The organism is Pseudomonas sp. NBRC 111132 (genome assembly GCF_001320565.1).
GTDB classification, from domain to species: Bacteria; Pseudomonadota; Gammaproteobacteria; order Pseudomonadales; family Pseudomonadaceae; genus Aquipseudomonas; species Aquipseudomonas putida_P.
Genome location: NZ_BCBI01000004.1, coordinates 99,066 through 122,039 on the forward strand (window position 1 = coordinate 99,066; position 22,974 = coordinate 122,039).

20 protein-coding genes and 1 pseudogene are annotated in these 22,974 nt (G+C 63.9%); 14 read left to right on the forward strand and 7 right to left on the reverse strand.

Annotated elements, in window-relative coordinates:
• Positions 1 to 81: 81 nt before the first annotated feature.
• A complete protein-coding gene (locus tag APH35_RS03300; protein ID WP_012272013.1) occupies positions 82 to 1,089 on the forward strand; it encodes a FecR family protein in 1,008 nt (335 codons plus the stop codon).
• A gap of 13 nt (positions 1,090 to 1,102) precedes the next feature.
• Here APH35_RS03300 and APH35_RS03305 read toward each other — a convergent pair whose 3' ends face one another.
• Positions 1,103 to 2,422 (reverse strand): Na+/H+ antiporter family protein, encoded by a 1,320-nt coding sequence (locus APH35_RS03305; protein ID WP_012272012.1) that lies wholly within the window; start codon positions 2,420 to 2,422, stop codon positions 1,103 to 1,105.
• A gap of 519 nt (positions 2,423 to 2,941) precedes the next feature.
• Between APH35_RS03305 and APH35_RS29830 the strand changes: the two are divergent.
• A pseudogene (locus tag APH35_RS29830) lies at positions 2,942 to 3,907 on the forward strand (PDC sensor domain-containing protein); the annotation flags it as partial.
• A gap of 102 nt (positions 3,908 to 4,009) precedes the next feature.
• Positions 4,010 to 4,765 (forward strand): methyl-accepting chemotaxis protein, encoded by a 756-nt coding sequence (locus tag APH35_RS29835; protein WP_407075133.1) that lies wholly within the window; start codon positions 4,010 to 4,012, stop codon positions 4,763 to 4,765.
• A gap of 32 nt (positions 4,766 to 4,797) precedes the next feature.
• On the opposite strand, the gene APH35_RS03315 is transcribed toward APH35_RS29835, so the two are convergent.
• A complete protein-coding gene (locus APH35_RS03315; RefSeq protein WP_060514201.1) occupies positions 4,798 to 6,702 on the reverse strand; it encodes a S8 family peptidase in 1,905 nt (634 codons plus the stop codon).
• A 162-nt stretch (positions 6,703 to 6,864) separates the two neighbouring features.
• Between APH35_RS03315 and APH35_RS03320 the strand changes: the two genes are divergently transcribed.
• From APH35_RS03320 to APH35_RS03345, 6 genes are all read left to right on the forward strand, one after another.
• Positions 6,865 to 7,881 (forward strand): ABC transporter substrate-binding protein, encoded by a 1,017-nt coding sequence (locus tag APH35_RS03320; protein ID WP_060514202.1) that lies wholly within the window; start codon positions 6,865 to 6,867, stop codon positions 7,879 to 7,881.
• Positions 7,878 to 8,726, forward strand: a complete 849-nt coding sequence (locus APH35_RS03325) for an ABC transporter permease (protein WP_012272008.1) — start codon at positions 7,878 to 7,880, stop codon at positions 8,724 to 8,726. The genes APH35_RS03320 and APH35_RS03325 overlap by 4 nt, the downstream gene beginning before the upstream one ends.
• Before the next feature lie 70 nt (positions 8,727 to 8,796).
• Positions 8,797 to 9,660, forward strand: coding sequence for a LysR family transcriptional regulator (locus APH35_RS03330; protein ID WP_012272007.1), 864 nt, complete (start codon positions 8,797 to 8,799; stop codon positions 9,658 to 9,660).
• Positions 9,661 to 9,766: 106 nt separating this feature from the next.
• The gene (locus tag APH35_RS03335; protein ID WP_060514203.1) at positions 9,767 to 10,684 is read left to right on the forward strand and encodes an AEC family transporter; all 918 of its coding nucleotides are present in this window, start codon (positions 9,767 to 9,769) and stop codon (positions 10,682 to 10,684) included.
• 34 nt (positions 10,685 to 10,718) lie between these two features.
• Complete coding sequence (locus tag APH35_RS03340) at positions 10,719 to 11,330, forward strand: cell wall hydrolase (RefSeq protein WP_012272005.1); 612 nt, start codon at positions 10,719 to 10,721, stop codon at positions 11,328 to 11,330.
• Positions 11,331 to 11,536: 206 nt separating this feature from the next.
• Positions 11,537 to 12,388, forward strand: a complete 852-nt coding sequence (locus APH35_RS03345; RefSeq protein ID WP_012272004.1) for a CAP domain-containing protein — start codon at positions 11,537 to 11,539, stop codon at positions 12,386 to 12,388.
• On the opposite strand, the gene APH35_RS03350 is transcribed toward APH35_RS03345, so the two are convergent.
• The gene (locus tag APH35_RS03350; RefSeq protein WP_060514204.1) at positions 12,355 to 13,353 is read right to left on the reverse strand and encodes a GlxA family transcriptional regulator; all 999 of its coding nucleotides are present in this window, start codon (positions 13,351 to 13,353) and stop codon (positions 12,355 to 12,357) included. The genes APH35_RS03345 and APH35_RS03350 overlap by 34 nt on opposite strands.
• A gap of 102 nt (positions 13,354 to 13,455) precedes the next feature.
• Between APH35_RS03350 and APH35_RS03355 the strand changes: the two genes are divergently transcribed.
• On the forward strand, positions 13,456 to 14,067 hold the full coding sequence (locus APH35_RS03355; RefSeq protein WP_012272002.1) for a LysE family translocator: 612 nt from the start codon (positions 13,456 to 13,458) through the stop codon (positions 14,065 to 14,067).
• Positions 14,068 to 14,079: 12 nt separating this feature from the next.
• Here the strand turns inward: APH35_RS03355 and APH35_RS03360 are convergent, their stop codons facing one another.
• Together APH35_RS03360 and APH35_RS03365 are read right to left on the reverse strand one after the other, a co-directional pair.
• Complete coding sequence (locus tag APH35_RS03360; protein WP_060514205.1) at positions 14,080 to 15,279, reverse strand: MFS transporter; 1,200 nt, start codon at positions 15,277 to 15,279, stop codon at positions 14,080 to 14,082.
• A gap of 102 nt (positions 15,280 to 15,381) precedes the next feature.
• Positions 15,382 to 16,287 carry a LysR family transcriptional regulator gene (locus APH35_RS03365; RefSeq protein ID WP_012272000.1) on the reverse strand — a complete coding sequence of 302 codons (906 nt, stop codon included), beginning with the start codon at positions 16,285 to 16,287 and terminating at the stop codon, positions 15,382 to 15,384.
• 116 nt (positions 16,288 to 16,403) lie between these two features.
• On the opposite strand from APH35_RS03365, the gene APH35_RS03370 reads away from it, so the two are divergent.
• The 3 genes from APH35_RS03370 (at position 16,404) to APH35_RS03380 (ending at position 20,782) form a co-directional block, all read left to right on the forward strand.
• On the forward strand, positions 16,404 to 16,754 hold the full coding sequence (locus APH35_RS03370) for a cupin (protein ID WP_060514206.1): 351 nt from the start codon (positions 16,404 to 16,406) through the stop codon (positions 16,752 to 16,754).
• Positions 16,755 to 16,986: 232 nt separating this feature from the next.
• The gene (locus APH35_RS03375; RefSeq protein WP_060514207.1) at positions 16,987 to 19,404 is read left to right on the forward strand and encodes a glucose/quinate/shikimate family membrane-bound PQQ-dependent dehydrogenase; all 2,418 of its coding nucleotides are present in this window, start codon (positions 16,987 to 16,989) and stop codon (positions 19,402 to 19,404) included.
• A gap of 109 nt (positions 19,405 to 19,513) precedes the next feature.
• Positions 19,514 to 20,782 carry a carbohydrate porin gene (locus tag APH35_RS03380; protein WP_012271997.1) on the forward strand — a complete coding sequence of 423 codons (1,269 nt, stop codon included), beginning with the start codon at positions 19,514 to 19,516 and terminating at the stop codon, positions 20,780 to 20,782.
• A 58-nt stretch (positions 20,783 to 20,840) separates the two neighbouring features.
• On the opposite strand, the gene argE is transcribed toward APH35_RS03380, so the two are convergent.
• Positions 20,841 to 22,001: an acetylornithine deacetylase gene (gene argE / locus APH35_RS03385; protein WP_012271996.1), complete on the reverse strand. Its 1,161-nt coding sequence runs from the start codon at positions 21,999 to 22,001 to the stop codon at positions 20,841 to 20,843.
• Complete coding sequence (locus APH35_RS03390; protein WP_012271995.1) at positions 21,994 to 22,671, reverse strand: DUF1028 domain-containing protein; 678 nt, start codon at positions 22,669 to 22,671, stop codon at positions 21,994 to 21,996. The genes argE and APH35_RS03390 overlap by 8 nt, the downstream gene beginning before the upstream one ends.
• Between APH35_RS03390 and APH35_RS03395 the strand changes: the two genes are divergently transcribed.
• Positions 22,670 to 22,960, forward strand: coding sequence for a hypothetical protein (locus APH35_RS03395; RefSeq protein ID WP_041166477.1), 291 nt, complete (start codon positions 22,670 to 22,672; stop codon positions 22,958 to 22,960). The genes APH35_RS03390 and APH35_RS03395 overlap by 2 nt on opposite strands.
• The last annotated feature ends 14 nt before the right edge of the window (positions 22,961 to 22,974 follow it).

Consider the following 22,974-nt stretch of genomic DNA (forward strand, 5'->3'; position numbering starts at 1 on the left):
CACAACTGATAGTCATTCGCCATTACGCCGGTTCTCGGGGGCCCTTCTGCAAGGGTAGAATGCGCAAAACCCGGAGCCGCAATGAACCACGACCGCCTCAATCCCAGCCCAGACGATGCCATCACCGACGCCGCCGCGCACTGGTGCATGCGCCTGCACGCCGAAGATTGCACGGCGGCCGAGCGCGAGGCATTCGCCCGCTGGCAGGCGGCCGACCCACGGCATGCCGAGGAATACCAGGCGATGCTGGAAATCTGGCAAACCGCCGACTTGCTGCCGCGCAACGCCACCGTCATCGACTTCAACCCGCCCGCCAAGCAAGCCGCACGCCCGCGCAACTGGCGGCCGCTGGCGTCTGCGGCGGCGATTGCCCTGGCAGTGCTGCCACTGGCAGGCTGGATGGGGTGGGAGCAGGGTTGGCTGCCCAACCATTACCAACACTTCGAAGCCAGTGACCGCATGCAGACGGTGGAGCTGAGCGACGGCAGCACGGTGCAGCTCAACCTCAACACCGAGCTCACCTACCTCAACTACAAAGACCAGCGCCAGGTCACGCTCAAGCGCGGCGAGGCGTTCTTCAAGGTGCAGCACGACAGCAGCCACCCGTTCATCGTGCGTGCCGGCCGTGGCCAGACCCGTGTCACCGGCACCCAGTTCAACGTGTGGAAGTACCAGGACCAGGTCAAGGTTACCCTGGTGGAAGGCTCGGTGCTGGTGTCCAGCGATGGCAGCGCCGGCGGCTATCGCCTCGGCCCTGGCATGCAGGCCAGCTACCACAAGGGCGACTTCGAGCCACAACTGGAGCAGAGCGACGACTACGGCAACAGCCTGGCCTGGCGCAGCGGCAAGCTGGTGCTCGACAACTTGAGCCTGGAACAAGCGCTGCCGGTGATCAACCGCTACCTCGACGCACCGCTGCAGCTGGCCGACGCCAGTACCGGTCGCATTCGCATCAGCGGTATCTACAACACCCGTGAAGTGGGGCGCCTGGTCAACAACCTGCCCAAGGTGCTGCCGGTCTACCTGACCCGCAGCAAGGACGGCAGCACCGTGCTAAACCGCATCTCGCCGCCCCCCGACAAGGGCTGACGCCCTCCCCGCCTTACAAGGTCATTGCCGCCAACCAGCCGAACGCCAGCAACGGCAGGTTGTAGTGGATGAAGGTCGGCACCACCGTGTCCCAGATATGGTGGTGCTGGCCATCCACGTTCAGGCCCGAGGTCGGCCCCAGGGTCGAGTCCGAGGCCGGTGAACCCGCATCCCCCAGCGCACCGGCAGTACCGACGATGCACACCGTGGCCAGCGGGTCGAAGCCCAGTTGCACGCACAGCGGCACGAAGATCGCGGCCAGGATCGGCACAGTGGAGAACGACGAGCCGATCCCCATGGTCACCAGCAGGCCCACCAACAGCATCAGCAAGGCGCCGATGCCCTTGCTGTGGTCGATCCATTGGGCCGAGGTTTCCACCAGGCTCTTCACCTCACCGGTAGCCTTCATCACGTCGGCAAAACCGGACGCGGCAATCATGATGAAACCAATCATGGCCATCATCTTCATGCCTTCGGTGAACAGGTCGTCGGTATCCTTCCACTTGACGATGCCTGACAGCGAGAAGATCAGGAAGCCAACCATGGCACCGATGATCATCGAGTCCAACAGCAACTGAACGATAAAGGCAGCAGCGATCGCCAACCCGGCCACCAGCAAGGTCAGCGGGTTGTACTGCACGCTCACCTGCTCCACCTGTTCGATACGCGCCAGGTCGTAGTCACGCTTTTTGCGATAGCTGATGAACACCGCCAGCAACAGGCCGACGAGCATACCGGCAGCCGGGATGGCCATGGCGTGGGTGACATTGACGCCACTCACGTCGACACCCGCGCGGGCGACGTTGGCCAGCAGGATTTCGTTGAGGAAGATGTTGCCGAAACCCACCGGCAGGAACATGTACGGCGTGATCAGACCAAAGGTGATCACACAGGCGATCAACCGGCGGTCGATGCGCAGGCGCGTCAGCACGTACAGCAGCGGCGGCACCAGCAACGGGATGAAGGCAATGTGGATGGGCAGGATGTTCTGCGACGACACGGCCACCACCAGCATCAGGCCGATCATCAGCCATTTGACCTTGCCGCCATGGGCATGGCCCTGGCGGTCGATCATGACCAGGGCGCGATCGGCCAGGGCATGGGCCAGACCAGACTTGGCGATGGCCACGGCAAAGGCGCCCAGCAGTGCATAGGACAACGCCACCGTGGCGCCACCGCCGAGGCCACCGTTGAAGGCCTTGAGCGTGCCTTCGACACCCAGGCCACCCACCAGCCCACCGACCAGGGCGCCGATGATCAGGGCGATGACCACGTGCACGCGGGACAGGCTGAGTATCAGCATGATGCCGACCGCGGCGATCACTGCATTCATGATTGGCTTACCTCATTACGGCGGAAAAAACCGCGAACTCTGAAGCAGTGGGCGGCAGATGTCAAAAGCGCCATGTTGCGTCACATTACCAATGCCTTGCAGCGGACCTGATAATTAAATTGAACGTTTGAATAAAGAAAAAACCCAGGCCGCCGACACAGTCGCAAGCCACACTCTTATTACAAGGGATCCGCCCCCATGCCTTTGCGACAACTTTCCATCCAGTGGAAGATCACCCTGCTCGCCGGTCTCTGCCTGGCCGGCATCGTCACCTTGCTCGTCGGCCTGTCGCTGTACCGCATGGACCACAGCTCGGACCTGGTCAAGGCCAGCAGCATGCAGATGCTGACCGAGGCGGCGCAGTCGCGTATCGAGTCGCAGGGTGAAGTGCAGGCGCTGAACATCCGCCGCCAGTTCATGGATGCCTACCAGTACGGCGCCGGCTTCGCCCGCCAGGTGCTGTTCCTGCGCGAGCAGGCCGAAAAGCGCTTTCTCGATGCCTTCGACCTGCGCGAGGACATGACCCGTCAGGTGCGCGCCGCGCTACAGGCCAACCCCGACCTCCTCGGCCTGTCGCTGGTGTTCGAGCCCAACGCCCTGGACAGCAAGGACAGCCTGTTCGCCGGCAAGGCAGAGCTGGGCAGCAACGAAACCGGTCGCTTTGCCCTGTACTGGTCGCAGCCGCGTGCCGGCCAGCTGACCGCCATGGCGCTGCCTGAGCATGACATGGCCAACACCGAGATCGGCCCCAGCGGCCAGCCAGCCAACACCTGGTGGGTATGCCCGCGCACGACCGGCAAGGTGTGCGTGGTAGAACCCTACTTCTATGACATCGACGGCCAGCAGGTGCTGATGACCAGCATCGTCTTCCCGCTGGCGGTCAACGGCAAGATCATTGCCACCCTGTCCATCGACATCAACCTCAACAGCCTGCAGGCACTGAGCCAGGAGGCCAGCCGCAGCCTCTACGAAGGCCGCACCACGGTCGGCATACTCAGCCCGGTCGGCCTGCTGGCGGGCTACAGCGCCGATGCCAGCAAGCTGGCCCAGCGCTTCGACCAGGTAGACCCGGCCAAGGGCGCCGAACTGGTAGGCAAACTGGCCAATGGTAAGATGACTATCCTCCACGACCAGCAGCGTTTGAAGGTGCTGGCGGCCTTCCGGCCGATCCCCGACGCACAACCTTGGGGCGTGTTGCTGGATGTACCGGAAAATGCCCTGACCGGCCCGGCCGAAACACTGAAGCAGGAACTGGACGCGCTGAATACCAGCGGCACCTTGCTGGAATTGGGCCTGGGCCTGGCCGCTGCCATTGCCGGCCTGCTCATGGTGTGGCTGATGGCCCGTGGCGTTACCCGGCCGATCCTCGGCGTGGCTGCCATGCTCGAGGACATTGCCAGCGGCGAAGGCGACCTGACCCGCCGCCTGACCTACCAGAAGCAGGACGAACTGGGTGAATTGGCCGGCTGGTTCAACCGCTTCCTCGACAAGTTGCAGCCGACCATCGCCGAGGTCAAACGCTCGGTGCAGGCCGCCCGAGGCACTGCCGACCAGTCCTCGGCAATTGCCACTGAAACCAGCGCCGGCATGGAGCAGCAGTATCGCCAGGTTGACCAGGTAGCCACCGCCTCGCATGAAATGAGCGCCACCGCCCAGGATGTCGCCCGCAGCGCCGCGCAGGCGGCACAGGCCGCGCGTGACGCCGACCAGGCCACCCGGGAAGGCCTGGCCGTGATCGACCGCACCACCACCAGCATCGATACCCTGGCCGCCAACATGAGCGACGCCATGGCCGAAGTCGAAGGCCTCGCGCAGAACAGCGAAAAGATCGGTTCGGTGCTGGAGGTGATCCGCTCGATTGCCGAACAGACCAACCTGCTGGCGCTCAACGCCGCCATCGAGGCGGCCCGTGCCGGTGAAGCCGGCCGTGGCTTTGCCGTGGTTGCCGATGAAGTACGCAACCTGGCTCGACGCACTCAGGAGTCGGTGGAAGAAACCCGCCAGGTGATCGAAGCCTTGCAGAACGGCACCCAGGAAGTGGTCGGCGCCATGGACCACAGCCACCGCCAGGCACAGAGTGGCGTTGCGCAGGTCGGCCAGGCCGTCACTGCACTGCAGCGCATTGGCCAGGCGGTGACGGTGATCACCGACATGAACCTGCAGATCGCTTCGGCCGCCGAAGAGCAAAGCGCGGTAGCCGAGGAAATCAACAGCAACGTGGCGACCATTCGTGATGTGACGGAGTCGCTGTCAGGCCAGGCCAACGAGTCGGCGCGGGTCAGCCAGTCGCTGAACAGCCTGGCCAACCAGCAGCAGGCGCTGATGGACCAGTTTCGCGTATGAGCCGGGCGGGGCCGGCACCTGCCGGCCCCGACTCAGGCCGCGAACCTGCCGCCGCCGAGGATGCGGTCCAGCAGCACCAGCGCGCCATGCACATTGGGCCTGGCGCCCATCGGCAGCACCTCGGTACCCGCTAGCGTGGCATCGTCGTAGCCAGACGCCATGACCAACTGATGCATCTGGTTGCCATTGAGGTAGACGTGGTGCTGCTCCATGGCGTAGGACTGGATCAGGCTCAATGCACCGCACACCATCGGCGTGGCGCTGGAAGTGCCAGCATAGCGGCCTGTGTAGTCCCTTTCCTCACCACGCAGGTCCTGCAAATCGCCATAGGAAAGCGTGACTACGCTGTCGCCCCAGGCATTGAGCATACGGTAACGGTAATGGTGATTGGAGTAGGCGTGGGGCTTGCCGTCATACGAATGGCAGGCCCCCACCAGAATCGCACCTGAATCGCCATGGTCGGCAAAATAGGGCCAGTTGGCCAGGTCGACACCTTCGCCAGCACGGGTGCCTTTGTCCGCAAGCGTCCTGCTGCTGCCATTGGCTGCTGCATTGACCACCACGGCACCGCGCCGGCTCAACTGCTGCATGACAGTCCACCAGGCCTTGTCGTGCAAGGATGGCAACATGGTGCTCAGCACCTCGGCATGGGCGGTCTGCCGATTGATACCCACGATGTCGCCGGGTTCTACATTCCGTAGCAGGTCCTTGAGCGCCTGGAAGCTGCCTTGGGCATCCTCCGCGCGGTTGTTGTACAGGTACAGTTCGCTGTTACGGCTGATCCCGGTCGCGCCAATACCGTTGCCCGCAGCCAGAATGATTCCCACCGAAGCCGTTCCGTGGTCGGGATCATGGTTGGGTTCGAGCGAGACGATTTTCAAGGCAGGATTGCCGCGCAAGTCTTCATGATCAGGGTGCAACCCCCCATCACTGAAGTGAATCCGCGCGCCGTAACCCGTTACCTGCTGCGCCCAGGCCTCGCGCACATTCAGCCCTTGCCACCGGGGGCCAGGTGCGTCGAGGTAATGCTGGCGCGGCTCGAAATCGGGTGTAGCTTGAGCATTTTCATAGGCATGGTTGCCCGCCACCACGGCGCCGCCGGTCAGCAGCGTTGCCAGTAGCCCGGCCAGGCCGAGCAAAATTAGGCTTGGCTGGGGCGCTGCCGGCATGAACTGCAGTGACTGCACATACTCCCGCGCCGCCAAAGCCTTGAGCAAGGCGAGGTAGGTGTCACCGAGCATGCTGGCTGGCTGGTCGAGAATGTAATGGTCGCGCAATGGCCGGAGCCTGTCTTCGCCCTGTTCCTGTTCGTCCAGAACAGGTCGCAACGCGAGTACCGATTCAAGGTTCGGCCAGTAGCGGACCCATGCAGAACCTGAGCCCGGCTCCAGCTCTCGGAGAAATCGCTCGTGCCCTCCGGGGATGAATTCGATGACAACCGGCGGGAACGGTGTGCCGGGTGCCAAGGTGGGCATCCCTTGCGGCCCATCGTCGCCTCCCTGCACCTGCTCCACGGCTCGTTTACGACGCCCGCCAGCACCGGGTACCGGCACCTTGTCGAGGATGCTCCTGTTGACCTCGTCAGCCTTTATGTCGAGCACCAAGGGCCGCATGTCGATAACGCCAGCTGCGCCAACCGGCCGGCCCAGCGCCCGAGCATGCTCATCGAGCAGCACGACTTTGGGCTGGATCGAATACACGCCCGCCTCTTCTTCGGCCAGCAACGTGGCAGGGCATCCATGGTCGCTCGGCTTGCCGCTGCGTGCCTGGGAGTACACGGACTTTCCCGGGAATGAAACCGGGCCGTCGGGGCCAGCCCGTTCAAGTTCGTAGCGGATGCGATTGACCTTGTGCAGGTCTGCACCGTAACAGCGAACATGAAGTTTTCCATCGAAACGAAAGTTGCGGTAATACACGAAATGTAAATCCAGCGTCATCGGGGCTGCCTCTTCAGGTGTGCATGCCAAGCAGAAGAGCCCAGCTTTGCAACGCGCAGCACGCCTGGGCAGTGGGAGCACCTTCCCCCGACCGCGCCGGCGATGCGCCAGGGGCCTCGTCTACACTTGCCCGCATCCACTCAATGGCAATCGAAGGCCCCGATGAACAGACTTCCAATGCTGCTGGCCAGCCTGCTGCTCGCTGTCAGCCTGGCCGCCACCGACAGCGCCGCCTCGGCAGAACGCAGCGAGCCCATCCACTTTGGCGCCATCGGCTGGGAAAGCGGTGCCCTCACCACCGAAATCCTGCGGCTGATCGTGGAGCGCGGCTACGGCTACACCACCGACACCCTGCCCGGTAGCACCGTCAGTATGGAGGTGGCCCTGGCGCGCAATGACCTGCAAGTGATCGCCGAGGAGTGGGCCGGGCGCAGCCCTGCCTGGGTCAAGGCCGAACAGGCCGGCCAGGTGTTCGCGCTGGGCGATACGGTGAAAAATGCAGAGGAAGGTTGGTGGGTGCCGGCCTATGTGATCGAAGGCGATGCCGCACGCAAACTGAAACCCTTGGCACCCGAGTTGCGCAGTGTCGAGGACCTCAAGCGTTACCCGCAGGTTTTCCGCGACCCCGAGTCGCCCGACAAGGGCCGTTTCCTGAACAGCCCCAGCGGCTGGACGTCTGAAACGGTCAACAGCCAGAAGCTCAAGGCCTACGGTTTGAATGACCTCTATACCAACTTCCGCAGTGGCTCCGGCGCGGCGATGGACGCCGAGATCGGCTCGGCTATCCGTCGTGGCCAACCGGTGCTGTTCTACTACTGGAACCCGACCCCGCTGATGGGGCGCTACAAGCTTGTACGCCTGCAAGAGCCACCGTTCAATGCCCAGGCCTGGGCCACCCTCACCGATGCCGGCAACCCCAACCCGAAGGGCAGCCGGTCGCTGCCGGCGAAGTTGTCGATTGGCGTGTCCAAGGTCTTTCGTGATAGCTACCCGGACCTGGTCAGCGTGTTCGAACGGGTGGACCTGCCCATCGATCGCCTGAACCAGGCCTTGGCCGCAATGAGCGAAAAACGCACGCCACCGCGCGACGCAGCCCTGACCTTCCTGCGCGATAACCCTGATGTGTGGAAAACCTGGCTGCCTGCGGACATCGCCGCCAAGGTCGAGGCCAGCCTGTGAGTGACGGCTTCCCGCAGACTCTGCAGTTTTCCTTTGCCGACAGCGTCAACCGCCTGGTCGACTGGCTGGTGATGAACTACGGCGACCACCTGCGCAGCGTCTCAGACCACTTGCTGCAACTGCTGGTCGGCCTGGAGAACCTGTTGCGCCTGCTGCCCTGGTGGCTGTTGTTGCTGCTGGTCGGCCTGCTGGCCTGGCACGCCACCCGCAGCGTTGTGCGCAGCACAATACTGGTCGCGCTGCTGGCATTTATCGGCATGCTCGGGCTGTGGGACAAGCTGCTGCAAACCCTGGCGCTGGTGCTGGTCAGTACCGGCCTGTGCGTGCTGGTGGGCGTGCCATTGGGCATCCTGCTGGCCGCCCGACCGCTGGCCAGGCGGTTGCTTCTGCCGGTACTGGATGTGATGCAGACGCTGCCGGCGTTCGTTTACCTGATCCCGGTGCTGATGCTGTTTGGCCTGGGCAAGGTGCCCGCCGTATTCGCCACGCTGATATACGCCCTGCCACCGCTGGTGCGGTTGACCGAACTGGGCTTGAGCCAAATCGACCCTTCGTTGTTGCAGGCGGCCCACGGCCTGGGCGCCAGCCGCTGGCAGCGGTTGCGGCGCATCGCCCTGCCCTTGGCGCTGCCAAGCATCATGGCCGGGCTCAACCAGTCGGTGATGATGGCCTTGTCGATGGTGGTAGTGGCGTCGATGATCGGCGCCCGTGGGCTGGGTGAGGATGTGCTGGCGGGGATCCAGACCTTGAATGTTGGTCAGGGCGTGCAGGCCGGGCTGGCAATTGTTGCCCTGGCCATGGTGATCGACAGGATCAGCCAGGCGTATGGGCGTAATAGGCGCTGAGCAGCCTTGTGCTGCGAAACGGCCGGGCCTGACAATGCAGCACTGACCGTTCAACCCTGGACCCGCCCGCATGTCTCTCAAAGCCCTGCGCACCCTGGTGACCATCGCCCGCCACGGCACCTTCGCCCGCGCCGCCGACCTGCTCAGCCTCACCCCTTCAGCGGTGAGCCTGCACATCAAAACCCTTGAAGACGAGTTGCAGGTTCCCCTGTTCGACCGCAGCCGCAGGCAGGTGGCCCTGACTGAAGCAGGCCAATTGGCGGTGGCTCGCGCCGAGAGCATTCTGGCTGCCTACGACGAACTGGCCGACGCCTTGGCCTGCGGCCCGAGCCTGCGCGGCCGCCTGCGCCTGGGGGCGATCCATACGGTGTTGGCGCGGCGCCTGCCCAGGGCGCTGGTGTGGATCAAGGCCAACCACCCGCAGTTGCACATCAGCGTGGCCTCGGGCATGTCGGCGGAGCTGGCGCGACGCGTGGAGGACGGTGAACTCGACGCGGCGATCACCACCGAACCCGTCAGCCCTTACCCGCAAAGCCTGGACTTCACTGCATTGTTCGAAGACCGCTTCTGGGTCATCGCCAGCCCTGAACTGGCCGGGTACAGCGTGCCGCAGTTGCTGGCCAGCCAGCCATTCCTGCGCTTCGACAAGCGCGCCTGGGCCGGGCGACAGATCGAGCAGGAGTTGCGTCGCCAGCATTTGCAGGTGAGCGAGCAGATGGAACTGGACAGCCAGGAAGCTTTGGCGCGCATGGCGGTTATGGGCCTGGGCGTGGCGATCGTACCCATGGCCGATGACGACCTGCAGCGCTTGCCGCCCGCCACTTGCCTGCCGTTTGGCGAGCCGCAGCTGACGCGACGTGTGGTGTTGCTGGAGCATGAGAAAAGCCAGCGACGGCATTTGAGTGCTGTGCTGAAGACAGCCTTGGAGTCGTAAGCTGCAACAATGCATTTTTTCTCAATGGTCAGTGCAGAAAACAACGTTTTTACAGACCGTTCCTCACCCGTAGTCTGTTCGCGTACCCGACCACGGAACGTCGATCATGCTCCATTTGCTGCTGGCCACCCTGCTCCCGATCATCCTGCTGATTGCCTTGGGCACCTTCCTGCGCCTACGCGGCTTTCTTGGCGAAAGCTTCTGGCCCGGCGCCGAGCGCCTGAGCTACTACGTACTGCTGCCGTCGCTGTTTCTGCACGGCCTGGCCACCGCCAACCTTGATGGCGTACCGGTGCTGGGCATGGTCGGCGCACTGATGCTTTCGACCCTGGCCGGCGCCGTATTACTGATGCTGTATCAAGGGGCGGTAAGCCACGATGGCGCCGATTTCACCTCGGTGTTCCAGGGTGGTATTCGTTTCAACAACTACATTGGTGCCACCCTGGCGGCTGGCATCTACGGCAGTGCAGGGATTGCCCTGGCGGCGGTAGCCAATGCCGCCATCGTCCCCCTGGTCAACCTGCTCTGCGTGCTGGTGTTCGCCCGCTTCAGCGCCCGCCACAGTTCACCGCTCACGGTGCTACGGGCAATCTTCGCCAACCCGCTGATCGTCGGCTGTGCGGGTGGGCTGCTGCTGAGGGCCACCGGTTTGGGCTTGCCGACCGGGATCGAGCCCACGATCAAGGCCTTGGGCCAGGCCGCCCTGCCGCTGGGTTTGCTGTGCGTCGGCGCGGCACTGGGCGGCGCTCGCCTGGGCCAGCAGGTGCGCCCGCTGATGGCGGCGTCGGCGTTCAAGTTCCTGGTCATGCCACTGACCACCTGGGGCCTGTGCAGAGTGCTCGGCCTGAGTGGTCAGGCGGCGGTGGTGGCGGTGCTGTTCCAAGCGCTGCCCACCGCTTCGTCATCCTATGTGATGGCCCGGCAAATGGGCGGCAATGCGCCCTTGATGGCCACCATCATCGCCCTGCAGACCGTAGCGGCCGCCGCCACCCTGCCTTTGGTGTTAATGCTTACGCTTGGCTAGACTGAGACTCACTCCACCCTTCGGAAGCTTGCCCATGCGCCGTTACTGGATGCTGCTCGGCCTCACCTCGGCACTGCTCGCTGGCCCCTTGAATGCGGCCGACCCGGCCAAGGCCGCCGTCGCCGAGGACAAGGCCGAAGTGCTTGAAGAAAAGGTGGTGGAAGATGCCCCTCCCCCCAAAAAAGCTGAAAAACTGACCCCAGGCGAAGCGCAGGCGGTCGACCCGGTTGGCAAGGCGCCGTTGGATGACAGCATCACCTGCCTGGCCCGCACCATCTACTGGGAAGCCAAAGGCGCCGATGCCGAGGACATGACCGCCGTGGCCAGCGTGGTGCTCAACCGCCTGGGCCACGATGGCTTCCCGGACACCATCTGCGGGGTGGTCAAGCAGGGCGTGGAAAGCAAGGCCTGCCAGTTTTCCTGGTGGTGCGACGGGCGCTCGGATCAGGTCGAGGAAGCCCAGCGCTACGATGTCGCCAAAGAAATCGCACGCAAGGCACTGAACCAGCAGTTGAAGGACCCCACCGGCGGCGCGCTGTACTTCCACGACCGCACCGTGCACCCCGATTGGGCCAAGGCGTATCGCAAGACAGCGCAGACTACCCACTTCCTGTTCTACAAGCCGAACCAGGCGTTGGCGCGTTGATGCGAACGCGGCGGACCGTGCGGGCTCGATAAGAATGATTAGCAATTCATCGCACTTTTCCGCCGACCAGTGGTCTACTCCCTCTTTTGCCGCCAGCAACGATTGCCGGCGCTTTCATTGCTTTGCACGAGCTAGGGCCAAAAGCCCCCGGCTTGTGTAGGATGAGCAGCGCATACCACGACGCTGCCAGTCATAGGGAGATCCACATGCGCGTCCTGTCATCCGTTGCCGCCTTGTCGCTGGGCCTGGTCGTTTCGACCGGGGTACTGGCTGTCACCGGCGAAGAGGCGCAACTGATCGATTCGATCAATGTGTACCGCAGCAAGGCCCAGCCCTGCGGTGGCGAGGCGTCGCTGGAGCTGCCGCCGCTCAATAGCGACACCCGCCTTGCGCTGTCGCCAGAAGGCACCCGCGACTTGCAACAGGCCATGACCCGCGCGGCCTACCCCATGGTCAACGTCCAGGCCATCAGCCTGTCGGGCCCGCGCGATGCGCGCGCCGCCATGCATGCCATCGAGGAAAGCTTCTGCCAGGTAGTGCTCGACCCGCAATTCGTCGATATCGGCGTCAGCCAGGAGGGCCGCGACTGGCGCATCGTGCTGGCCCGGCCGTTGCTCAGCGGCCGCCTGGGTGACTGGCAAGCCGAGGGGCAGAAAGTGCTGCAGGAGATCAACGCTGCGCGCAAGGTGCCACGCCAATGCGGTGGCCAACCCTTTGCCGCCGCCCCGCCACTGAGCTGGAGCACAGTACTGGCCGGGGTGGCTGCCAACCACACGCGGTCCATGGCCAACCAGAACTTCTTCGACCACATCGACAAGGATGGCCGCACACCCGGTGACCGGGCGGAACTGGCCGGGTACCTGTATCAGCAAATCGGCGAGAACATTGCCGCCGGGCGTGATACTGCGCACAAAGTGGTCGACGGCTGGCTGGATAGCCCAGGGCACTGCGCCACGCTGATGAACCCAGACTTCCGTGAACTGGGGGCTGCCTATGCGGTAGACCCGAAGAGCGATGCCGGGATCTACTGGACAGGCTTGTTCGGCACACCGCAGTAAGCGCTGCCTGCTCGCAAGGCCAAGGCCGTACAGCCAAACCGACGGCGCACGCACTTGCCCAGGTAGCTGGCATCGCCCAGGCCCACTTCATCGGCAATCTGCGCCAGGCTATGACTGGAGTTGAGCAAACGCCAGCGCGCCTGCTGCAAACGCATTTCCAGCCACCAGGCCTTGGCGCTCATGCCGTGGCTGGCCTGAAACTGGCGGTCCAGCTGGCGCCGGCTGATGCCCAGTTCCTTGGCCAGTTGCTCCACTGCCAACGGCGAGCCCAGGTGATGGCGCATCAGCGCCTGTGCCCGCTGCACCTGCCGCCCCTGCCCGGCGCCCAGCTCCAGCGAACGCAAGGCATGACGGCTGTCGCGGGTTTCGTCCACCAGCATATCGGCCAGCCCCTTGAGCGCGCGGGTACGCCCGCAAGCGTGTGAGAGCAGCGCAACAGCCAGGTCGATGGCGGCGGTGCCGCCGGCACACGTGATGCGATTGCCATCGATGCAGTACAACTGCTCACGCAGCAATCGCAGCTGCGGGAAGGCAGCACGAAACTCGGCTTCGTGACGCCAGTGCACCACCACCTCATGCCCCTGCAGCAGTCCGCAGGCGGCCAGCAGGAAGGCGCCATTATCGACCCCTACCAGCTTCACACCGGCCTTGCCGGCCTGGTGCAGCAGCGCCTGATAGCGTGGCGCCAGCGCGGCAGTGGCCATGGCATTGCGACCGCCGAACACCACCAGGTAGTCGAAACTGCTCAGGTCGAGCTGGCTGGCAATCGCCTCGACCTGCAGCACCGCACCACTGCTTGATTGCACCGGGTCAAGGCTGAGCCCGGCCACGGTCCAGCTGCAATAGCGCTGCTGGCTGTAGTCCTCGTCGTCGGCGCTGAAGCGCAATTTGTCGAGAAAGGCGCCAAACGGCAGCAGGGCAAAATCCGGTAACGGCAGGATCAGCAGGCGGATGTCGGGCTGCATGTCAGCGAGTCCATAAACGACCATTAAATGTCTAGATCATACTCTATCAGCCGGATCATCAGGCCCTAGACTGGCATCCCCACATCACCAGGCATTTCCAACATGGCCCTCGACACATGGCTCATCTACCTGCTGGCCAGCATCGGCCTGTCGCTGACCCCAGGGCCCAACAGCCTGTTGGCGCTGACACATGGCGCCCTGTATGGCGCGCGGCGAACGTTGTTCACCATCGTGGGCGGGGTGTTTGGCTTCAGCGCCTTGATCGCCCTGGCCATGTTCGGCCTCAGCGCGCTGCTACAAACCTCGGCTTCGGTGTTGGGCGTTTTGAAGTGGGTGGGTGGCGCCTATCTGATCTGGCTGGGTATCCAGCTGTGGCGCAGCCCCGGCCTGCAATTGGAGCTGACCGAGCGCAGCGCGCGGCTCGGCAATGCCGGGTTGTTCCGCCAAGGCCTGCTGTCGGCCATGGCCAACCCCAAGGTGCTGCTGTTCTATGGTGCCTTCCTGCCACAATTCATCGACCCACAGCGTGGGCTGGTGCTGCAGTTCGTGGTAATGGCGGCGACCTTCGCCAGCGTCGAGTTCCTGGTCGAGTACCTGCTGGCGCGCCTGGCATTTCGCATTCGCCCTTGGCTGGCCAAGGGCGGCAAGGGTTTCAATCGCTGCTGCGGCAGCCTGTTCGCCTTGATTGGCGTGGCGCTGCCGCTTGGCCGATAGCACGCTCCCTGTTCAGGCGCGCCGGGCCTTCAGCAGGAAGACCAGCAACGCAACACCCGGCAAGCCTGCCCCCACCAGCGCCACCCCCTGCCAGCCAAACTGGCTGAACAACGCGCTGGCCACCGCCGACCCCAGCGCCCCGCCAAGGAAGATGCTGGTCATGTACACCGCGTTCAGCCGCCCGCGGCTGGCCGGGTCCAGTGCGTACACTTCGCGCTGGCCAATGACCATGTTCATCTGCACCGCAAAGTCCAGCAGCACGCCGGTAAGGCCCAGGCCGATCACGCTGTAACCCGGGCTTGTTAGCCCCAGCAGCAAGGCCACCGGCGCCAGCATCAGCGCCAACAGCGAGCCGGCGCGGGCATGCCCGGCATCCGCCAGGCGCCCGGCCATGGGTGCAGCGATGGCGCCCACTGCACCGACCAGGGCGAACACGGCGATCTGGCTCTGCGACAGGCCGTGTTCACTGGCCAGGGCCATCGGCACGGCCGTCCAGAACAGGCTGAACGCTGCGAACATCAACGCCTGGTACAACGAACGCTGGCGCAGCAGTGGATAACGGCGCAGCAGAGTGAGCAGCGACAGCATGAGCCCGGCATAGCTGGCCTTGTGCTCGGGACGACGCTGCGGCAGGGTCAGCGCCAGCAACAGGATGATCGCCAGCATGACTCCGGCGGCGCCAATGAACACCGCGCGCCAGCCAAAGTGGTCAGCCACCAGGCTCGAAACCGGGCGCGCCAGCAGGATACCCAGCAGCAGGCCGCCCATGATATTACCCACCACCCGGCCACGCTGCTGTTCCGGCGCCAGGTGCGCCGCCAGCGGGATAAGCATCTGCACCGACACAGAACTGAAACCGATCAGCAGTGCGTAACCCAGGAACAACTGCCCCTGACCACTGCTGCTGGTGCCCGCCAGCAGCAGACTGAAACAGGCCAGGACAGCGGTAGCCACCATCAGGCGGCGGTTTTCCAGCAGGTCGGCCAGCGGCACCAGCAACAACAGGCCCAGGGCATAACCCAGTTGGGTAAGGGAAACGATCAGGCTGGCATGCTCGGTGGATAGCCCCAAGTCTGGGGCAATCAGCCCGACGATGGGCTGGGCATAGTAGATGTTGGCGACGATCGCGCCGCAGCAGAATGCCAGTAGCACGACCAGGGCCCGGCTCAGGCTGGCAGCTGCCGGTTGCGCTGCCGCAAGGGAGGGATTCATGCGAGGTTCCTCGACTAGGGGTATATGCTGGCTACCTTACCCATGCGCGCTTTCGCCGAGAATCCGGTCTTGGCGCAACGCGGCTTTGCGCTCTGCGCAACACTACCCGTCGTTTTTCAGTAAATTTTCGCAAAAGTCGATGAACGCGTTCACCCGCCGCGAACCCCGGTGGTTGGGCAGGTACAGGGCATTGATGCTGTTGTTGGCCGTGCCAGGGCTGGCCTGCCAGTCGGGGAATACCCGCTGCAGGCGTCCGGCCAGCACATCTGCGCGTACCAGCCAGTCGGCCAGCAGTGCGATGCCACTGCCTGCCAATGCCGTTTCACGCAGCATGTCGGCGTTGGCGCTGCGCAGCGGCCCGCTTACGTCCAGCTCCAGGCTCTCCTGGCCGCAGGCCAGGCGCCAGGGCCGCGCTTTCTGCCCGTAGCGAAAGCGCAGGCAGGCGTGCTCCAGCAATTGCCGGGGGTGCTGCAGCGGCTCACGCCCCGCCAGGTAAGCCGGGCTGGCCACCAACCAACGCTGGAAGCGACCGAGCTGGCGGCACACCAGCTCGTCATTGGGCGATGGGTCGCCCAGGCGAACCGACAGATCGTAGCGCCCGTCCAGAAGGTCATCCAGGCGGTCGCTGAGGTCGATGTCCAGCTCCAGTGCCGGGTGCCTTGCCAGGAACGGCCCCAGGTGCGGGGCGATGACCCGCCTGCCGAACTCCACTGGCAAGCACAGTCGCAATACGCCGACTGGCTCTTCGCCGCGATCGGCAACACTGGCATCAGCCTCGTCCAGCGCCTCGAAAATACCCCGTGCGCGCTCGTAGTAACGGGCACCGGCCTCAGTCAAGCTCACCTGACGCGTGGAACGGTTGAGCAAGGTGGCGCCCAGCGCCGTTTCCAGGGCATCGACCAGGCGCGTCACCGACGATGTCGCCAGCCCTAGCCTGCGCGCGGCCGCAGAAAAGCCCTGGGCATCGACGGTGGCCACGAACATCTTCATTGCCAGGAGTTTGTCCATTTGCTGGCCACCTTCCAAAACTCGGAAAGTTCTTACAAACGGCCGGGCGGGTCAAGAAGCGAGCTGCATGGCATTTGCGTCCATAGTGGCATCACACCTTCACAGCGAGGCTTTCCATGATACCGAACAACCTGCTGGCCGCCCTGCCGCCCTGCGACCCCGCCAGTGCCGAACATGTCGACGAACTGCTCAGCCGCCCAGGGGTGCGCGTGGAGCGTATCGTCTCCAGCGGCCAGGCCAGCCCGCCCGGTTTCTGGTACGACCAGGCCGAAGGCGAGTGGATCGTGCTGCTCAGTGGAGCTGCGGGGCTGCGCTTCGAGCACGAGCACCACACCCGCCTGTTGGCGCCGGGCGATTGCCTGGATATTCCGCCGCACTACCGCCACCGCGTGGAATGGACCGCACCCGGCACGGCCACCATCTGGTTGGCGGTGTTCTATGGCAGTAGTTCCCCGTGGCCAGACTGAAGCTGAGGCTGAATGTGGGCGCGCAACCCACTCGACGAAAATATGAATGCCGGTTGCAAAAACGGCAGAAACTCCCCGTTTAATGCTTTTTTCAGCACCTGATCTAGACTTTTAGCGACACCTTCACACGTTCAGCCCTGCGACAATCAGCCTCAGAAAATTATGTACCAACTTGTTAATTAGCAAGCTAAGGGCTTAGACTGCGCGCATTCCACCTGCTGAGATCCCTGGCATGAAAGAAACACCGCGCGCCTCTGGCGCCCCAAACATCATTCTGATCGGCCTGGGCGTAATCATCGCCCTGCTCGGCCTCCTCCTGGCTGCCGGCGGCGTCAAGCTCGCCGGCCTGGGCGGGTCCTGGTACTTCCTGATCGGCGGCCTGGCCATGGCCATCGCCGGTGTACTCATTGCTCGCCGCAAGCTGGCTGGCGTCTGGCTGTATGCCGCATTCCTGATCGGCACCGTGATCTGGGCACTGAGCGATGTCGGCCTGGTGTTCTGGCCGTTGTTCTCGCGCCTGTTCATGTTCGGCGCAATCGGCATGGTGGTGGCACTGGTCTACCCGCTGCTGGCGCGCACCAACGGCGCCAGCGCCGGTCGCGGTGCCTACGGTATCGCCGGGGTAATGGCGGTGGTGTTGGTGATCGCTGCCGGCAACATGTTCGTTGCCCACCCAAGCGTCGCCCCCACCGGCAAAGGCCCAGGCATGACCCCGGTCGAAGCCGGCAAGGAACAGAAAGACTGGGCCCACTACGGCAACACCGAAGGTGGCAGCCGCTTCGCCGCGCTGGACCAAATCAACCGGGACAACGTCAACAAGCTGAAAGTGGCCTGGACCTACCACACCGGTGACGTCGCCATCAGTGACGGCAACGGTGCCGAAGACCAGCTGACACCGCTGCAGATCGGCAACAAGGTGTTCATCTGCACCCCGCACAACAACCTGATCGCCCTCGATGCCGACACCGGCAAAGAGCTGTGGAAAAACGCAATCAACGCCCAGTCCAAGGTCTGGCAGCGTTGCCGTGGCATGGCCTACTTCGACGCCACTGCCGCCATCGCTCAGCCGACCCAGCCGAACAGCTCGCCGATTACCGGCGGTAGCGTAGCGGCGGGTGCCAACTGCCAGCGTCGCCTGCTGACCAACACCATCGATGGCCGCCTGATTGCCGTCGACGCCGACACCGGCGAGTTCTGCCAGGGCTTTGGCAACAATGGCCAGGTCAACCTGATGGCCGGCCTGGGCAATGTCCCGGACTCCTACTACCAGCTCTCCTCGGCACCGCTGATGGCCGGTACCACCGTGGTGGTTGGCGGCCGCGTTGCCGACAACGTCCAGACCGACATGCCAGGTGGCGTGATCCGTGGCTTCGACGTGATCACCGGTGAAATGCGCTGGGCCTTCGACCCGGGCAACCCGGAAGATCGCCAGGCACCGCAAGGCGACAGCACCTATGTGCGCAGCACGCCGAACAGCTGGGCACCGATGTCCTACGACCCGGCGATGAACACCGTGTTCCTGCCGATGGGCTCGTCGTCCACCGACATCTACGGTGTTGAGCGCAACAAGCTGGACCACACCTACGGCGCTTCGGTGCTGGCCCTGGACGCCACTACCGGCAACCAGAAGTGGGTATACCAGACCGTGCACAACGACCTCTGGGACTTCGACCTGCCGATGCAGCCAAGCCTGATCGACTTCACCAAGGATGACGGCCAGTCGGTACCTGCGGTAGTGATCGGCACCAAGGCCGGGCAGATCTACGTGCTCGACCGCGCCACCGGTAAGCCGTTGACCCAGGTCGACGAAGTACCCGTCAAGCCAAGCAACATCCCGAACGAGCCATACTCCCCAACCCAGCCCAAATCGGTAGGCATGCCGCAGATCGGCGCACAGACCCTGACCGAGTCGGACATGTGGGGTGCCACCCCGTATGACCAGCTGCTGTGCCGCATCGACTTCAAGAAAATGCGCTACGACGGCCTGTACACCGCGCCGGGCACCGACCTGTCGCTGAGCTTCCCAGGTTCGCTGGGTGGCATGAACTGGGGCAGCATTTCCACCGACCCGGTGCATGGTTTCATCTTCGTCAACGACATGCGTCTGGGCCTGTGGATCCAGATGATCCCGTCGCAGAACAAAGGTGGCGCGGCCTCTGGCGGTGAGGCACTGAACACCGGCATGGGCGCGGTACCACTCAAGGGCACGCCGTATGCCGTGAACAAGAACCGCTTCCTGTCGGTAGCGGGCATTCCATGCCAGGCGCCGCCGTTCGGCACCCTGACCGCCATCGACATGAAAACCCGCCAGGTGGCCTGGCAGGTACCCGTGGGCACCGTTGAAGACACTGGCCCGCTCGGCATCCGCATGCACCTGCCGATCAAGATCGGCCTGCCAACCCTGGGCAGCACCCTGTCGACCCAAGGCGGCCTGGTGTTCATTGCCGGCACCCAGGACTTCTACCTGCGCGCCTATGACAGCAGCAACGGTAATGAAATCTGGAAAGCTCGCCTGCCAGTGGGCAGCCAGGGCGGCCCGATGACCTACGTTTCGCCGAAGACCGGCAAGCAGTACGTGGTGATCACTGCTGGCGGCGCCCGCCAGTCGACTGACCGTGGCGACTACGTGATTTCTTACGCGCTGCCGTAAGACCGCGTCGCCTTCTTCGCGAGCACGCCCGTTCCCACAAGGCCCACAGCGGCCATGTAGGCGCGGGTTTGCCCGCGAATGGCCCCCAAAGACAACCCGAGATTCAGCAATGCCATCCGCAATTCGCATCACCCCCACCCTGCTGCTGGCCCTGGCCAGCACCACAGCCCTGGCCGACGGCGACCTGCTGACCCGCAGCACCCTGACCGGTGACTGGGGCGGCCTGCGTCATCAACTCGAAGAAGACGGCGTCAAAGTCACCGGTGACTACAGCGGCGAAACCGCCTACAACGCCCACGGTGGTTTGCACCGATCGGCGCGCTATTCGCAGAACGTCAAGCTGGGCGTGCAGTTCGACCTGTCGAAGCTGTACGGCCTGGACAACGGCGGCAAAGTCCAGCTGACCGTCAACGACCGCCGCGGTAACAGCGCGTCGGAAGACCTGGTAGGCAACCGCCTGCCGATCCAGGAAAACTTCGGTGGCCTGTACACCCGCCTGACCGAGCTGAGCTACGAGCGTACCCTGTTCACTCCGGCGCTCAACGTTAAGCTTGGCTACATGGCCATGGGCAACGACCTCGGCGGCCTGGACAGCGGCATCCTGTGCAACTTCATGAACGCCGGCTTCTGCGGCCACCCGCTGAACATGTCCGGTGGCAGCGGCTGGACCAACTACCCCAATGCTCACCTCGGCGTGCGGGTGAAGTACGACCTGTCGCCTTCCTGGCAGCTGCGCGTGGCGGCGTTCAACGTCGACCCCGAGAGCAACGGCAACTCCAGCCGCGCCTGGCACCTGGGGCCCAAGCACACCACCGGCACCGTGGTACCGGTGGAGCTGGTGTACAAGCTGCAGGGTGAACTGCCGGGCGAGTACAAGCTCGGTTACTACTACGACAGCTCCGATGTGAAACGCATCGGCAGCGACGACGAAGTATCCGGCCGCTCAGGCCACTACCTGCTGGTCGACCAGGCGGTATGGAACGACCAGGGCTCGCCAGGCCGTAGCCTGCACGCCTTCGGCCAGTACTCGGCGTCGAGCAAGGCCGCCTCGCCGTTCACCAAGTGGTATGGTGCCGGTGTGGTGCTGTACAAACCGTTCGAAGGCCGCCCGAAAGATACCGTGGCACTGGGTTACGGCCGTGCCGTGCCTAATCCGCGTAGCCGCGATGTGCTTGAAGATGCCGCCTTCAACGCTGGCCAGCAGTTCCCCGATATCGACAGTGCCGAGCAGTTGATCGAACTGAGTTATGGCTACCAGGCCACACCGTGGCTGAACCTGCGCCCAGATGTGCAATACATCATCGAGCCAGGGGCGTTCTCGGGGAAGGACATCGACAACGCGCTGGTGGTGGGCCTGCAGGTCAAGGCTACCTTCTGATTCGCCAGGGCCTCGCTGTGGCCCATTCGCGGGTGTACCCGCGAAGACGCCACAGCTATCAATCCTGCTTGAGGTAATCGACCAGCCTGAGCAGCATGGCATCACAGCCCTGCAACTGCTCCACACTGACAAACTCATCCGGCTTGTGCCCCTGGTCCATACTGCCAGGCCCGCACACCACGGTCGGGATGCCGGCCTGGTCGAACAAGCCGCCTTCGGTACCGAACGCCACCGTGCCGAACTCATTCGAGCCACTGAGCAATGCCACCAGCCGCGCAGCCTCACTGTCCTGCGGTGTGGCCAGCCCCGGATAGGCGCTCAGTGGCTCCAGGCGAATGGCGCTGGCGGCATTGACCTTGCGCATACGCGGCAGCAACTCGGCCTCTGCATAAGTCTGCAACTGATCGGCCACCGCCTGCGCCTCGAACCCTGGCAGCGCGCGCACTTCAAAATCGAATTCACATTCGGCGGGCACGATGTTCAGCGCCCTGCCCCCTTTGATTACCCCGGTCTGCACCGTGGAAAACGGCGGGTCGAAGCGCTCGTCATGATGCTGCGGCAAGGCCAGTGCATCACCGATGTCACCCAACTTGCCGATCAGTTTCGCCGCGTACTCGATGGCATTCACCCCAGACGGCGCATACGCCGAGTGGCAGGCCGCACCATGCACCTGGCAGCGCATTGCCAGCTTGCCCTTGTGCCCCAGCACCGGCTTGAGCTCGGTGGGTTCGCCAATCAGGCACAGTCGGGGTTTGTGCGGGCGCTGTTCGAGGGCTTCCAGCATCGAGCGTACGCCCAGGCAACCGACTTCCTCGTCGTAGGAGAACGCCAGGTGCACGGGCATGCGCAACGGCTGGGCGAGGAACGCGGGCACGGCTGCCAGCACCGACGCGATGAAACCTTTCATGTCAGCCGTGCCGCGACCATACAGGCGCCCGTCGCGTTCGCTCAGGGCGAACGGCTCGACGCTCCAGGCCTGGCCATCCACCGGCACTACATCTGTGTGCCCCGACAGCACCACGCCGCCTACGTCCTTGGGGCCGATGGTGGCAAACAGGTTGGCCTTGGTGCCCTCCGGGTTATGGAACAGTTCGCTTTCCACCCCCAGTTCCGCCAGGTAATCACGGATAAAGCCGATCAGCTGAAGGTTGGAGTCCCGGCTGACCGTGGCAAAGCCGATCAGCCGGGCCAGCAGCGCGCGGCTGGCAAATTCACTCATCGCCTGGCACCCCGTAGCTTGGCGCGGCGGTCGGGTTGAGGGCGCGGGTGACATAGTCCTGCATCTGTGGCCGATAGGCTTGCCACAAGCCATCGAGCACACCGATCGGGTCTGCATCGGCCCAGTCGACGCGCAGGTCCACCAGTGGCCAGGTCAGTTCGCCAGCAATCTTCAACGCCGCCGAGTGCACCGGCCCGGCTTCGCCACCGGCGGCCATCGCCGCGTGCATGGCCGCCAGCAGGCGGTCGGCCAGGTGCCCACCCGCCTGCTCGAAAGCCAGCACCATGGCCTCTATTACCTGGGTAGAAGACAGCAGGTTGCCCGCCGCTGCGCAGTGTTCGCCGGCCACCGCATTGTGTGTACCCAGCGCTTCGCGCCCCGTGAACAGCGCCACTTGCCCCTGGCTGTCGATCACCGTGACCTGGCGATACTCACTCCAGCCGTTGGCACTCAGCACCCGGTCCAGGGCCGCGGCGGGTGGCAACTGGCCTTGCTCCATGGCATCAAGAATCTGCGGGCCCAGTGCCGGCAGGGTGATGTTCTGGGTAGAGACCGCGCCTACACCGGCGCGCACCCACGGGCAACGGGCGCCTACGGCGATGCTCGACGAGCTGATGGCGATGCCGACCTGGCCGGTTTCCTGGCAGCGGCCAATGATGGAGAAGGTCATGGTGAAGCTCCTGTTGTCCTGTGCGATGCAGGGCATTCTGGGCGCAACCTTCTACCCCACGAAACCAACATTTTCCTGTGCTTTGAGCAGGAAAAAACTAAGCCCGCAAAAGTGCGCCAAACACCACACGAAAATCCCCTTAAAGTTTGCTACAGGCCATGCAATTCAAGGCCTTCGCCGTTTTATCGGCAAGCACCAGCTAAATACTATTTTCGCCATTCGTGCCGCATCCCTAGTCTGGCTCCAGACAACGGCGGTCCTCCAAACCGACCTGACAACAACCGCCTGAACAAGGGCTCGGAC

Coding starts and splice junctions, on each gene's coding strand:
- APH35_RS03350 (WP_060514204.1), bottom strand. CDS start 13,353: ATGCAGCCCGACATCCGCCTGCTGATCCTGCCGTTACCGGATTTTGCC.
- APH35_RS03300 (WP_012272013.1), top strand. CDS start 82: ATGAACCACGACCGCCTCAATCCCAGCCCAGACGATGCCATCACCGAC.
- APH35_RS03330 (WP_012272007.1), top strand. CDS start 8,797: ATGTCTCTCAAAGCCCTGCGCACCCTGGTGACCATCGCCCGCCACGGC.
- APH35_RS03315 (WP_060514201.1), bottom strand. CDS start 6,702: ATGACGCTGGATTTACATTTCGTGTATTACCGCAACTTTCGTTTCGAT.
- APH35_RS03370 (WP_060514206.1), top strand. CDS start 16,404: ATGATACCGAACAACCTGCTGGCCGCCCTGCCGCCCTGCGACCCCGCC.
- APH35_RS03380 (WP_012271997.1), top strand. CDS start 19,514: ATGCCATCCGCAATTCGCATCACCCCCACCCTGCTGCTGGCCCTGGCC.
- APH35_RS03365 (WP_012272000.1), bottom strand. CDS start 16,287: ATGGACAAACTCCTGGCAATGAAGATGTTCGTGGCCACCGTCGATGCC.
- APH35_RS03360 (WP_060514205.1), bottom strand. CDS start 15,279: ATGAATCCCTCCCTTGCGGCAGCGCAACCGGCAGCTGCCAGCCTGAGC.
- APH35_RS03340 (WP_012272005.1), top strand. CDS start 10,719: ATGCGCCGTTACTGGATGCTGCTCGGCCTCACCTCGGCACTGCTCGCT.
- APH35_RS03375 (WP_060514207.1), top strand. CDS start 16,987: ATGAAAGAAACACCGCGCGCCTCTGGCGCCCCAAACATCATTCTGATC.
- APH35_RS03345 (WP_012272004.1), top strand. CDS start 11,537: ATGCGCGTCCTGTCATCCGTTGCCGCCTTGTCGCTGGGCCTGGTCGTT.
- APH35_RS03320 (WP_060514202.1), top strand. CDS start 6,865: ATGAACAGACTTCCAATGCTGCTGGCCAGCCTGCTGCTCGCTGTCAGC.
- APH35_RS03390 (WP_012271995.1), bottom strand. CDS start 22,671: ATGACCTTCTCCATCATTGGCCGCTGCCAGGAAACCGGCCAGGTCGGC.
- APH35_RS03305 (WP_012272012.1), bottom strand. CDS start 2,422: ATGAATGCAGTGATCGCCGCGGTCGGCATCATGCTGATACTCAGCCTG.
- argE (WP_012271996.1), bottom strand. CDS start 22,001: ATGAGTGAATTTGCCAGCCGCGCGCTGCTGGCCCGGCTGATCGGCTTT.
- APH35_RS03395 (WP_041166477.1), top strand. CDS start 22,670: ATGGTGAAGCTCCTGTTGTCCTGTGCGATGCAGGGCATTCTGGGCGCA.
- APH35_RS03335 (WP_060514203.1), top strand. CDS start 9,767: ATGCTCCATTTGCTGCTGGCCACCCTGCTCCCGATCATCCTGCTGATT.
- APH35_RS29835 (WP_407075133.1), top strand. CDS start 4,010: ATGGAGCAGCAGTATCGCCAGGTTGACCAGGTAGCCACCGCCTCGCAT.
- APH35_RS03355 (WP_012272002.1), top strand. CDS start 13,456: ATGGCCCTCGACACATGGCTCATCTACCTGCTGGCCAGCATCGGCCTG.